A 12,144-nucleotide genomic window follows, 5' to 3' on the forward strand; every position below is an offset into this window, starting at 1 on the left:
TGAAGAAGGTCTAATGTTTAGAAGCCGAAATAAGTTTTGGCGTTGCGGTAACAAATATCCTCCACCAGACCGCCGAGCCAATCGATGTCGTGCGGAACCTCGCCGCGCTCAACCCACTGGCCGAGCAGATCGCACAAAATTCTGCGGAAATACTCGTGGCGCGGATAGCTCAGGAAGCTGCGGGAATCGGTCAGCATGCCGACGAAGCGGGACAGCAGGCCGAGATTGGCCAGCGCCTTCATCTGCTCCAGCATCCCGTCCTTCGTATCGTTGAACCACCAGGCCGAGCCGAGCTGGATTTTTCCCGGAACGCCGCCGCCTTGGAAGCTGCCCATCACCGTGCCGAGCACGTAATAGTCCTTCGGATTAAGCGAATACAGAATCGTCTTCGGAAGCCCCGCTTTGGCGTCGATGCCGTCCAGCAGCTTCGTCAGCGGATACGCCAGCTCTCCGTCGTGGATGGAATCGAAGCCCGTGTCCGGGCCCATTCGCGCGAAAGCGCGGCTGTTGTTGTTCCGGGAGGCGTGGATGTGGAGCTGCATCGCCCAGCCGAGCTTGCTGTATTGCTCGCCCAGGTGCAGCAGCGTATACGTCTTGTACTTGCTTTCCTCCTCCAGCGTCAGAGCCCCGCCGCTCAGCGCTCTCGCGAAGATGTCGGACACTTCCCCGAGATTCGTCTCGGCGTACAGGACGCGGTCAAGCGCATGATCCGACACTTTGCAGCCGATCTTCGCGAAGAAAGCGATCCGGCTGTCCAACGCCGCGAGAAACTGCTCGTAAGTCTCGATCTTCGCCCCCGCCGCCTCCCCGAGCTTGCGCACCCAGGGCGCGAACGTGTCGCGCCGGATTTCCAGCCCTTTGTCCGGACGGAACGACGGAAGCACCAGGCTGTCAAAGTCGGCCAGCCCGCGCATTCCTTCGTGATACTCCAGCGAGTCGGTCGGGTCGTCGGTCGTGCAGATGACGCGCACCCGCTGCCGGCGGATCAGCTGTCTGACGGAGAACGATTCGGAGCGCAGCACCGCGTTCGCCTTCTCCCAGATGGCCGGCGCGTTCTGCTCGTTGATCGGCTCCTCGATGCCGAAATACCGTCTCAGCTCCAGGTGCGACCAGTGGTACAGCGGATTGCCGATCGTCGCGGGAACCGTCTTCGCCCAAGCGAGAAACCGGTCGTAGTCGTCCACTCCAGGACCGCCTGTCACCAGCGCCTCCTCGACTCCGTTCGCCCTCATCGCCCTCCACTTGTAGTGATCCCCGTACAGCCAGATTTCGGCCAGGTTGCCGAATCGCTTGTCCTCGTAGATTTCCTGAGGATTCAGATGGCAATGATAATCGATAATCGGCTGATCGGCCGCAAAGTCGTGGTACAGCCGTCTAGCCGCTTCGCTCTGAAGCAAAAAATGCTCATCCATGAACGCCTTCACTCGTCACCCGCTCCTTCATCGAAATTGAACCAGTTCGTCGACGCGAACCGCCTGCCCCGTCCGGATCGAACGGTTCGCCGCGATTCCCGTCAAAATGCTTTTCGCTCCGTCGATATGATTCGCCGCCCGCTTAAACCGATCCTCCGCCGGAACGCCGAAGATGTCGTTCAGCAGCACCGGATCGCCGCCTCCGTGTCCGCCTTCGCCCTCTTCGACCTCGACTTCGTAAGGGGCGGAGAACATCGGAAACACGGTGATGGATCTTTCCTTAAGCGCGCCTTCCGCGGATTTCTCGCCGCCCGAGTTGACGTACGATTGCTCGACGACCGTCATCTCGATTCGGCCCTTCGTTCCGTTAAACGCGATGCGATACCCTTCCCAAGGGAGATAGGCGTTAAGCGAATACGTCAGAATCGCATTGTTCTTGTACCGGACCAGCACGCCCATCGTATCCTCGATGCTGATGCCGTCGCCGAATACGCTCTGGTCGCGCCGGTAGCCGTCTTCGTGCTCGGCTTCCAAATAGAGCGCCTTCAAGTTGTCGTTCTCGTCGAGCGCCAGGGCGAACGGATCGCCCTTGGCGTTCGGATGTCCCGTGGCGCGGTCGTAGAACTTGGTGATCCCGCGCCGCTCCGCATTCTCCTTGCCGTAGAACAGCAAATCCCCGAACGCGAACACCGTGTCCGGCTCCGACCCGATCCAGAAGTTGACGAGATCGAAATGGTGCGTGGACTTGTGAACGAGCAGCCCTCCGCTGTTTCTTTTGTCCCGGTGCCATCTGCGGAAATAGTCCGCCCCGTGCTGCGTATTCAGCAGCCATTCGAAATGAACGGAAGTCACTTGTCCGATCGCGCCGTCCTCGATCAGCTCTCGGGCTTTCGTATGGTGCGGGGCGTAGCGGTAGTTGAACGTCACCCGCACGTTCCGCCCGGTTCGTTCGACCGCGTCCAGTATGTCCTGGCACTTCCTCTCGTCCACCGTCATCGGCTTCTCCGTCACGACGTCGCAGCCAAGCTCCATGGCGCGAATGATGTACGTATGGTGGGTGCGATCCACGCTCGTCACAATGACCGAGTCGGGACGCTCCCTGGCGATCATCTCGTCGAATTGCTCCGCCTTGTAGGTCGCGACCCGATGGTACCCGTAACGCTCGGCAAGCTGCCGGTTGGCATAATCCATCCGAGTCTGGTTCGTATCGCAGAAAGCCAGCAGCTCCGACGTCTCCCGGAACGACGTCGCGATCGCCGAATAGAAAAATTCCGCCCGTCCTCCGGAGCCGACCAGCACGTACTTCTTTTTACCGCTCATTGCCCTCACCCTTATCGTCGTAGTGTCCTTCCGATAAAGGTAACATACCGCAAACGAGAGACACTTTCTCTTTCTTTCCTGCTTAAAATCGCAATTAACCCGCATATTCTGCTATAATACATAAATCATCTACTGCAAAAAAGGAGGCGTAGCCGTTGAGGCCGCTATCCCTGCCGGATCGACTCGAGAGCGGAAGTCCGGCGGATTCCTTCTACGTCGAGTACGTTCGCCGTACCCGGCCTTTTACGATGGACGTGCACCATTTCCATCCGTTCTACGAGCTGTACTGCCTGCTGTCCGGCACGCGCGACTATTTCGTCCGAGAGTCGACCTACGCCGTGGAAGCGGGCGATCTCGTCTTCATCGCTCCCCATGTGCTTCACCGGACGCTGCTCGCCGGCGATCCTGGGCACGAGCGGATTGTCGTTCATTTCGACGATCGCTTCGTGCGGAACGCGTTCGGAGAGCATGCGGAGCTTCTCCTTGGCCCCTTCGGCTCGGAAGCCCCGATCGTCCGGCTGCGCGGCGAAGGACGCCTGCGCCTCGACGCGTTAACGGGCCGGCTGCTGGAGGAGCTCCATGACCGCCAGCCCGGCCGCGAGCTGGCGCTCCGGACGGCGATTGCGGAGCTGCTGCTGCTCTCCGCCCGCGCCGTCGGCGACGCGCAGGCGCCCGAACCCTCTCTCGCCTCTCCGACGCATCGCAAAATGTTCGAAATCGCGCGATACCTGAACGCGAATTACAGAGAACCGATCAAAATCGGGGAGCTGGCCGAGCGGTTCTACGTCAGTCCTTACCATATGAGCCGTTCGTTCAAGGCGGCGACCGGCTTTACGATTATCGACTATTTGAACCTGACGCGAGTCAAGGAAGCGCAGCGGCTCCTCCGCGAAAGCCGCCTGCCGATTACGGAGATCGCGGCCCGCACCGGCTTTGACAACTTCTCCCACTTCGGCAAAACGTTCAAAAAAATAACCCGGGCCTCCGCCCGGGACTATCGCAAAGCACACGGCGCCGCCTCTCCACAGTAGCATAGAAAGCCGTTCGCCGCTTTATCGGCATATCGCAGTTTAACGCCGGATTTGATTGCGGATCTTCCGCGCCCCCGCAATCGCGAGCGCAGCGTCCCGGATTGCCTGCCGCTTTCGGTCAGGATGCGGTAATGACCCGGCTGACTTCCTTGACAAGACTGTTAAATTCGAGCTCCTCGAACAGCGCCGCAATCTTTGCCCGGTCGGGCTCCCAGCGGCACTCGTCGGTTGAGCAGGCGACGGGCGCCTCGCAGTGGATCGTCGCCAGCTCGCGGCACAGATGAAGCATCTCGACGTCGGCCTCGATTTTCGCTCTGACGCCCTTCGGCAGCAGATGCAGATGCTCCAGAATGCCGTCAATGGAGCCGTACTCGACGAGCAGCTTCGTGGCCGTTTTCTCCCCGATGCCTTTAACGCCGGGATAGTTGTCCGAAGCGTCCCCGATTAGCCCTTTCAGATCGATGAACTGCTTCGGCGACAGCTGCTTTTCCTCCCGCAGCTTGTCCGGATCGTAGACGGCGTAATTGGACGGGCCTTTTTTCATGATGACGACCTTCACCCGGTCGTCGACGAGTTGAAGCATATCGTGATCGCCGGTCAGCACGTAGACGTCCATCTGGCGGCTCAGCTGCTTGGACAGCGTGCCGATGCAGTCGTCCGCTTCGTAGCCGACGACGCCGACGTTCGGAATGCCAAGGCCGCCGACGACATCCTTCACGAGATCGAACTGCGGGATGAGCTCGGCCGGCGCTTCCGGCCGGTTGCCCTTGTACGCCTCGAACTTGTCCGTGCGGAACGTCTTGCTGCCCATATCCCAGCAGCAGACGATATGCGACGGAGCGAACGTGCGGCAGGCGTCCAGCAAATATTTCACGAAGCCGAACACCGCGTTCGTCGGAAGCCCCGCCTTCGTCTTGCGAATGTACCCCCCGTACGAGTTGGCATAATAGCCTCTAAACAGCAGAGCCATTCCGTCGACAAGCATCACCTTCGGTTCGGACATGTCCATTTCCCCTTTCATTTCCGCGGCTCCGTCGTACGAACGAATTCGCCGATCCGCTTCGCCGCCTCCTCGAGAACGTCCTCCTCCTCGACCAAAGCCAGCCTGACAAATCCTTCTCCCTGTTCTCCGAACGCGCGCCCCGGGATCGACGCCACGCCGGTGGCCGCGAGCAGCGCTTGCGAGAAGCTTCGCGAAGCCCACCCTTCAGGCACCCGCGCCCACAGAAACATCGTCGCTTGCGGAGACGATACGTTCCAGCCCTGCTCGCGAAGCGCCCGGACGAAGACGTCCCGGCGGCGTTCGTACAGGCCCGAGATCGGCTTGGGAGCGCGAATGTCCGTCTCCAGTGCGGCGATTCCGGCCTCCTGCGCGCCCAGGAATACGCCGAAATCGATGTTGCTTTTCAAATCCCGCAAGCTGGCGATCGCCTCGCGATTGCCGACCGCAAAGCCGAGCCTTGTCCCCGCCAGGTGAAACGACTTGGACAACGAATGGAATTCGACGGCGACATCGAGCGCCCCGGGTATTTCCAGCACGCTGGGCGGGCGGAAGCCGTCGAACGCCATCTCGCTGTAGGCGTTATCGTGAACGAGCAGCACGCCCTGCTTGCGCGCCGTATGCACGGCCCGCTCGAAAAAGGCCAAATCGGCCGTCGCCGAGAGCGGGTTGCTCGGATAGTTTAGAATCATGAACTTGACTTTATCCCAGACCGTCTGAGGCACCGCCTCGAAGTCGGGCAAGTAACCGTTCTCCTCCAGCAGAGGAAGCGGCACCGGCTCGACGCCGGCCACGGCCAGCCCGGCGCCGTATACCGGATAGCCCGGATCCGGCAGCAGCGCGGCGTCTCCGGGATCGGCGACGGCCAGCGGCAGATGGGCAAGCCCGTCCTGCGTGCCCATCAGCGAGAGAATCTCGTTCCGCCAGTCAAGCTCGACGCCGAACCGGTGGCCGAACCACTTGGCCACCGTTTCCCGGAACGCCGCAGTCCCCTCCGTTCCCGGATAGCGGTAAGCGTCGGACCGCAAGCTGGACGACGCAAGAACTTCGCGAAGCTTCTCGTCCGGAGGCCGATCCGGACTGCCGATATCGAGCGAGATGACGCGCAGCCCTTGCTCCTGCGCTTCCCGCTTCCAGCCGGCCACCTCGGAGAAGATTGCCGATCCGAGCCTGTCCAGCTTCCTGGCGCGCACTTTCAGCTCTTTCATGCGCCGTACCACTCCGGGCCGAACGTCTGCTCTTTAAATCCGATCGTCGTTTTGCGGCCGTTCGAGACGACGGGCCGTTTAATCAGCATGCCGTTCGATGCGAGCAGACGGACTTTCTCTTCCTCGTTCATCGCAGGCAGCCGATCCTTCAGCCCCATCTCCCGGTAAGCTTCGCCGGAGGTGTTAAACCATTTGCCGATCGGCAAACCGCTCGATGCGATGAGCTTGCCCAGTTCCTCGGCCGACGGCGGACTTTCGCGAATATCGTGCAGCTCCAGCTCCCAGCCGTGCTGCTTTAATGCTTTAATCGCCGCCTTGCATGTGCTGCAAGTCGGCAGATGGTAGACTTTTAACGCTTTGGCCACCTGCGCCAACTCCTTCGGATTTCATCGTGTCGTCAGCTTGCCGAGCTCCCGCTCCAGCAGCTTCATATCTTCCGGCAAAGCCGCTTCCAGCCGCATCTCTTCTCCCGTCACCGGATGGCGAAAGCCCAATCTGCAGGCGTGAAGCGACTGCCTCCCGATAATGCCGGCCACCCGGCTCCCCAGCTCCGACTCGGTCCAGCGCTCTTCAGAGTAATACCCGTCTCCGATGATCGGACAGCCGATATGCGTCATATGGACGCGGATTTGATGCGTTCTTCCCGTTCCCAGCCGTACGTCGACGGCGCTGGCCTGGTTCCCGTAACATTCGGCCACTCGATAAAAGGTCAGAGAAGGAGCTCCGTCCTCGCGCACGACGCGGCGATGCGGATCCTCCGTCTGCCTTCCGATCGGCGCGTCGATTCGCCCCTCCGGCTCCGGCGGACGGCCGTAGACGTACGCGCGATACTCTTTAACGACGCTTCCTTCCGTCATCTGCGCGGCCAGCTGCTGCTGAGCGAGCGAATGCTTGGCGACGACGACGAGACCGGACGTCAGCTCGTCCAGCCGGTGAACCGGCCGGAACCTGACCCGTTCGCCCTTCTCCTGCCAGTAGTGCATGACGCCATTGGCGAGCGTATTCAAGTAATGCCCCGTCGTCGGATGGACGATCAGACCCGCAGGCTTGTTCAGCACGAGCAGATGCTCATCCTCGAAGACGATGTCAAGCTTCATCGGCTGCGGAAGAATCGTCTCCGAGCTTTCCGCCTCCATACGGATCGAGATCCGGTCTCCTTCGGCGATTTTGTGGTTGGGCCATACTTTATGGCCGTTGACGGACAGCCCTTCCTCCGACGTCTTCAGGCGCACCATCAGTCTGCGCGAGATGCCGATCCGCTTGCGCAGCACATCCCTTAACGTTCGGCCCTCGTCGGCCGACTCCGCGACGAACTCGATCGGCGCGTAATATTCGGCCTGCTTGTTGGATTCTTCCATCGCGCTACTTCCTCCGGCGAAATACCGCAGCGCCCCGCTCGTACTCCACGTCCGGCACGTTTAACCGAACGTTGGCAGCTCTTGCCGCCGCGAAGAAGTAGTCGGACAGACGGTTCAAATATTTGCGCACTTCGTCCGGACAAGGCTGTTCGTCGGACAACGTCACGACTCTCCGCTCCGCGCGGCGGCAGACCGTTCGGCAGAGATGAAGCAGCGCGGCCGGCTCGCTTCCCCCCGGCAGAATGAACTTCTCAAGCGGCGGATTGGCCGCCTCCAGCTCGTCGATCCACCGTTCCAGCCGCTCCGTCATCGGCGGAGCGACCTTCATCTTCGCCGAATCGGGCGAAGCGTAGCTCAGATCGGAGCCGCAATCGAACAGCTCATGCTGGATCATCGTCAACTGCTCCTTCAGATCGTCCCACTCGTCCGCCGGCAGACGGGAGACGAATGCCGCCGCCTGTCCGACGAAAGCGTTCAGCTCGTCGATCGTGCCGTAGGCCTCCACCCTGGCGTCGTCCTTGCCGACCCGAGCGCCGATGACCGATGTTTTCCCGCCGTCACCGGTCCGAGTGTATATTTTCATGGCGGTCGTTCCTCCCTTTCAGTCGGTATCCCTTCAATTCCACAGCCATCCCGGCCGTCAAGCGATAGACGGCATGGCTGGCCCGCAACAAAACGCGGTTCGCCTCGGCCAATCGCCGGGCGTACTCTATTTCCCGCGCAGACGGGCTAAGCCCGGCCGCCGGCTCCTCGGACACGACGACGATTTTGCCCTCGAACGCCAGAATCGCATCGATCGCCGCCCCCCACATGGCCGCTTCCTTTCCGGCGGGATCGGCTTCGGTTCCCCGCTTCTCCAACCGTGCGAACGACGCTCTGAGCCAGCCTGCCAAGCTGTCGATGACGACGACTCTCCGTTCGGCGCGGAAGAAGTTCGACTCCATATTGATCGCATGGATTTTGGTGGGCAGCGTCTCGTCCGCCTCCAACGACGTCCGGTAGAACCCTTCTTCGGCCGGTGAGAGCTTCGAGGCTTCGCCGTTCGGAAAAGAAGGACAAGACAGCCGAAAGCCTTCGCGCCCAACGGCGATCGCCAGCTCGTCCGCGAAAGCCGATTTCCCGCTGCCGACACCGCCGATCACGAACCATAGCATCTTGCTCCCTCCTCTTCCGATAGAAAAAAGAGGCGGGTGAGTTCGTCACCGCGCCTGCTCCCTGCCCAAAATAACGACCTTCATATATTCGTTAATCTTCCGATCCAATTGCCGGCTCAGTTCCATTACGGAATCGGCGACCAAGGAACGCTCCTGCAGGAAAGTATCCGTCATCACCTGGCGCAGACGGTCGATTTCTTCGGCCAATTCGATTGCCGCTCGGCCCGAGTTATGAGAAATGATGGGTGCATCGGCTTGTAAAGAAGATATCCTCTTCGATTTATGTTTTGCCGCAGCCATGTAACTCCCCCTTCTCATGTCGAAAAATCAAGTCTCGGCCGGGTCGAAAATCATGGTAATTATAGCAAAACACGACTATTTTGAATATGGTTTTTGCCAATTATTCATTTTTATTCCAAACTTCTAAGAAACAGGTGTATCCTCTCCATCGCTTCGGTCAGCTGAGCGACGGAGGTCGCGTAGCAGCAGCGCAGGAAGCCTTCACCGCCCTTGCCGAACACGTGACCAGGCACCGCCGCGACTTTGCCTTCCAGCAGCAGCCTTTCGGCGAACTGCTCCGACGTCAGCCCGGTAGAACGGATAGACGGGAACGCATAGAACGCGCCTTGAGGCTCGTGGCACTCCAGTCCCATATCGCGGAAGCCCTGCACGACCAGTCGGCGCCTCTGATTGTAGGATTCCATCATCCGATCCTTTTCTTCCAGGCCGCCCTTGGTCAGCGCTTCGAGCGCAGCCACCTGCCCCATCGTCGGGGCGCACATAATCGTATATTGATGAATCTTGAGCATGGCGCTGATCAGGTCGGGATGGCCGCACGCGTATCCCATCCGCCAGCCCGTCATCGCGAACGCCTTGGAGAAGCCGCTGACGAGAATCGTTCGATCCTTCATGCCCGGCAGCGAGGCAAAGCTCGTGTGCTTGCCGTTAAACGTCAGCTCCGCATAGATTTCGTCGGAGATGACAATCAGATCGTGCTCTTCGACGATCTTGGCGATCGGCAGCATCTCTTCGTACGTCATAATCGCGCCGGTCGGATTGCTCGGATAGCAGAGGACGAGAATTTTCGACTTCGGCGTAATCGCCGCCCGCAAGCTTTCCGGAGTCAGCTTGAACTGGTCCTCAGCGAACGTCTCGATCCCGACCGCAACCCCGCCGCTTAACGAAGTGATCGGCGAATAGGAAATATAGCAAGGCTCCGGCACGAGAATCTCGTCCCCGGGCTCGATCAGAGCCCGAAGCGCCAGATCGATGCCCTCGCTGCCTCCTACCGTAACGATCACTTCCTTGCCCGGATCGTAGGTCAGCTCAAACTGCTGGTGCAGGTACTGTCCGATCGCTTCGCGCAGCTCCAGCATGCCCGCGTTCGGAGAGTATTGGGTCTTGCCCTTCTCCAGGGAATACACGGCGGCATCCCTGACCCGCCAAGGCGTTACGAAGTCCGGCTCTCCTACGCCTAGCGTAATGATATCCTTGTCTTTGCTGGCGCTGACCAAGTCGAAGAAACGACGAATTCCCGACGGCGGAATCTCGCGGGCATGGGAAGCCAGATAGCGCTCCATTCCGCCGCTCCGCGAAGAACCGGCCAGCGCGGCTTTCGGCTTTACCTCATCTTTAATCATCCGGCATTCTTCCTTTACATTGGACTACGGATTTATGGCGATACGAGCAGACGATGATCGTCTTCGAACTCTTCGAAAATAATGCCGTCCTGCTTGTATTTCTTGAGAATAAAGAACGTTTTCGTGGAAATGACCGATTCGATCGTCGACAGTTTGTTCGAGACGAACGAAGCGACCTCCTTCAGGTTCTTGCCCTCGATCTCGACGAGCAGATCGAAAGCGCCCGACATCAGGTAGACCGATTTCACTTCAGGGTATAAGTAAATGCGTTCTGCGATGTTCTCGAATCCGCGCCCTCGTTCCGGGGTGCATTCCACCTCGATCAGAGCCGTGACTTTCTCGTCGTCGACTTTGCTCCAATTCACGACCGTCGCATACTTGACAATGACATGGTCCTGCTCCATCTCCGCGATTGCCGCAGACACTTCCTCTTCCGAAGCCCCCAACATCGTCGCGATCGTAGCGGCGGACAAGCGGGCGTCCTCCTTGAGCAAATCCAAGATGCTCAGCTTCAATTCGTTCATCCTAATCCCTCCTGAATTACTCTTCATGATACATCAAAAACAGGCTGCATGGATAGTGAAATCCAAGGAAGGTCTAAAAAATCCCCGCACCGGCAACAAGATTGCCGAACGGGGAATCGTCGAGGTAATCGATGCTTACTGGAATGCGGGCGCTTGAGCTCCGTTCGGCGCATTCATCGCGTTGCCGGCTTGCGCCGCCTGCGTCTGCTGAACGAATTGCGTCGTCTTCTGCTGCGTCTGCTGATAGCTCTTCAACTGCTTGTCCAGCTCCGGCTTGATGGCCGGCGAAGAGGCGCTGTACATGTTGTTCTGCTGCATGACCGTATACAGTTCCCCTTGCAGCTTCAGCGTATCGTCCAACAATTGAGTGAACATTTGCCGGACTTCCGGGCATACCGACTCCGTGGCCGCCGTCGCATATTCGCGCGTAACCCGTTTGAGATCGGACAGAATCGTATAGCCCATATCTTCGTCTGGCAGAACCGGATGATTGACCATTCCTTTGACCTCCTTTATGCTTTATGCTTGTTGCGGCTGAGCCGGCGCGATCGACTGGTGCTGCTGCAAAGCGTTCAACAAGGTGCTGTAGTGCTGCGTGTGCACGTCCACCATATGGGAACATGCCTGACGCAGCTGCGGATTCGTCATCGTGGCCGCGCCGATCGCGCACTGTTTAATCAACAAATCCTCGTTGGACATCGAATCCGCGATGTATTCCAGCTCTTTGGCTGTAATGGGCTGTATCACCTTTCATTCCTCCCGTCGTTCTTTGGCACATCGGCCAATATTCTTCCTCTATTTCCCGCCGGATATGCACCTGCGCCTCAACTTCAGCGCGTGCCCCTCCTGAGCTATCCGCAGTTCCCTTTCGTCTGGCCGGATTTCCACTTCTCCTTTTCTCACCACCTGAGCCATCTGCAGACCCGTCCCATTCCCTCTGCCCTCTATACTCTTTACTCTTTACTCTTTACTCTTTGCTCTTTTTCGTTCCCTGAGTCATCTGCAGATCCCTTTCGTCTGGCCGATGTCCAACTTCCCCTTTCCTCATCTCCTGAGTTATCTGCAGATTCTCATCTCCTAGCCGACTTGCACCTCCCTTTTTTCTCGTCACCTGAGCCATAGCCCGAGCCCGGGTCCGTACCCTATCTGCCATTCGCTCAGGGAGACGTTTGTGGAGACATATCCTCGTTCTTGGTCCCCAAAAAATCGAGAAATTTTCTATTTTTTCGTCAAAATAACTTGAAATAGGAACAAATGTTTGGTATTCTTAAATCAGAACAAATGTTCTTGTCGGGGCGGTGGGTGGATTGATGTCGTTACGCAAGTTTATGGCTCTTTTTCCGGACGAGCAGGCTTGCCGGGATTACTTATTTGCCGTTCGGTGGCCTCGCGGCTTTATTTGTACCAAGTGCGGCGAGTCCAAGTACTGCTTGATCAAGACGCGCAACGTCTACGAATGCGCCCACTGCAAGACCCAGACCTCTATTACTTCCAATA

Annotated in this window: 15 protein-coding genes; 2 read left to right on the plus strand and 13 right to left on the minus strand. The window is 58.8% G+C overall.

The window, feature by feature from the left end; translation table 11 throughout:
* Window positions 1–17: 17 nt before the first annotated feature.
* Window positions 18–1,424 (minus strand): glucuronate isomerase, encoded by a 1,407-nt coding sequence (gene uxaC, locus ACFO3S_RS15300; protein ID WP_378097745.1) that lies wholly within the window; start codon window positions 1,422–1,424, stop codon window positions 18–20.
* Window positions 1,425–1,439: 15 nt separating this feature from the next.
* The gene (locus tag ACFO3S_RS15305; RefSeq protein ID WP_378097748.1) at window positions 1,440–2,732 is read right to left on the minus strand and encodes a Gfo/Idh/MocA family protein; all 1,293 of its coding nucleotides are present in this window, start codon (window positions 2,730–2,732) and stop codon (window positions 1,440–1,442) included.
* A gap of 155 nt (window positions 2,733–2,887) precedes the next feature.
* On the opposite strand from ACFO3S_RS15305, the gene ACFO3S_RS15310 reads away from it, so the two are divergent.
* Window positions 2,888–3,763 carry a helix-turn-helix domain-containing protein gene (locus ACFO3S_RS15310; protein ID WP_378097752.1) on the plus strand — a complete coding sequence of 292 codons (876 nt, stop codon included), beginning with the start codon at window positions 2,888–2,890 and terminating at the stop codon, window positions 3,761–3,763.
* 118 nt (window positions 3,764–3,881) lie between these two features.
* Here ACFO3S_RS15310 and ACFO3S_RS15315 read toward each other — a convergent pair whose 3' ends face one another.
* From ACFO3S_RS15315 to ACFO3S_RS15365, 11 genes are all read right to left on the minus strand, one after another.
* Window positions 3,882–4,772 (minus strand): 5'-3' exonuclease, encoded by an 891-nt coding sequence (locus tag ACFO3S_RS15315; protein WP_378097798.1) that lies wholly within the window; start codon window positions 4,770–4,772, stop codon window positions 3,882–3,884.
* 8 nt (window positions 4,773–4,780) lie between these two features.
* Window positions 4,781–5,971, minus strand: a complete 1,191-nt coding sequence (locus ACFO3S_RS15320; RefSeq protein WP_378097755.1) for an aminotransferase class I/II-fold pyridoxal phosphate-dependent enzyme — start codon at window positions 5,969–5,971, stop codon at window positions 4,781–4,783.
* The gene (locus ACFO3S_RS15325) at window positions 5,968–6,336 is read right to left on the minus strand and encodes an arsenate reductase family protein (RefSeq protein ID WP_378097758.1); all 369 of its coding nucleotides are present in this window, start codon (window positions 6,334–6,336) and stop codon (window positions 5,968–5,970) included. Before ACFO3S_RS15325 ends, ACFO3S_RS15320 begins: the two co-directional genes overlap by 4 nt.
* Before the next feature lie 21 nt (window positions 6,337–6,357).
* Entirely contained in the window at window positions 6,358–7,329 is a 972-nt protein-coding gene (locus ACFO3S_RS15330) for an RluA family pseudouridine synthase (protein WP_378097761.1), read from the minus strand.
* 4 nt (window positions 7,330–7,333) lie between these two features.
* Window positions 7,334–7,912: a cob(I)yrinic acid a,c-diamide adenosyltransferase gene (locus ACFO3S_RS15335; protein WP_378097764.1), complete on the minus strand. Its 579-nt coding sequence runs from the start codon at window positions 7,910–7,912 to the stop codon at window positions 7,334–7,336.
* Window positions 7,887–8,483 carry a bifunctional adenosylcobinamide kinase/adenosylcobinamide-phosphate guanylyltransferase gene (locus ACFO3S_RS15340; protein WP_378097767.1) on the minus strand — a complete coding sequence of 199 codons (597 nt, stop codon included), beginning with the start codon at window positions 8,481–8,483 and terminating at the stop codon, window positions 7,887–7,889. Before ACFO3S_RS15340 ends, ACFO3S_RS15335 begins: the two co-directional genes overlap by 26 nt.
* 45 nt (window positions 8,484–8,528) lie before the next feature.
* Entirely contained in the window at window positions 8,529–8,690 is a 162-nt protein-coding gene (locus ACFO3S_RS15345; RefSeq protein WP_378097770.1) for an aspartyl-phosphate phosphatase Spo0E family protein, read from the minus strand.
* Between the two features lie 203 nt (window positions 8,691–8,893).
* Window positions 8,894–10,123, minus strand: coding sequence for an aminotransferase class I/II-fold pyridoxal phosphate-dependent enzyme (locus ACFO3S_RS15350; protein ID WP_378097773.1), 1,230 nt, complete (start codon window positions 10,121–10,123; stop codon window positions 8,894–8,896).
* 32 nt (window positions 10,124–10,155) lie between these two features.
* Window positions 10,156–10,647 (minus strand): Lrp/AsnC family transcriptional regulator, encoded by a 492-nt coding sequence (locus tag ACFO3S_RS15355; protein ID WP_378097776.1) that lies wholly within the window; start codon window positions 10,645–10,647, stop codon window positions 10,156–10,158.
* Window positions 10,648–10,782: 135 nt separating this feature from the next.
* On the minus strand, window positions 10,783–11,145 hold the full coding sequence (locus tag ACFO3S_RS15360; protein ID WP_378097779.1) for a spore coat protein: 363 nt from the start codon (window positions 11,143–11,145) through the stop codon (window positions 10,783–10,785).
* Between the two features lie 21 nt (window positions 11,146–11,166).
* On the minus strand, window positions 11,167–11,394 hold the full coding sequence (locus tag ACFO3S_RS15365; RefSeq protein WP_378097782.1) for a spore coat protein: 228 nt from the start codon (window positions 11,392–11,394) through the stop codon (window positions 11,167–11,169).
* A 563-nt stretch (window positions 11,395–11,957) separates the two neighbouring features.
* On the opposite strand from ACFO3S_RS15365, the gene ACFO3S_RS15370 reads away from it, so the two are divergent.
* The coding region (locus tag ACFO3S_RS15370) for a transposase (RefSeq protein ID WP_378097784.1) at window positions 11,958–12,144 on the plus strand (187 nt) is incomplete at its 3' end.

The organism is Cohnella hongkongensis (assembly GCF_042654645.1).
Taxonomy (GTDB): Bacteria; Bacillota; Bacilli; order Paenibacillales; family Paenibacillaceae; genus Cohnella; species Cohnella hongkongensis.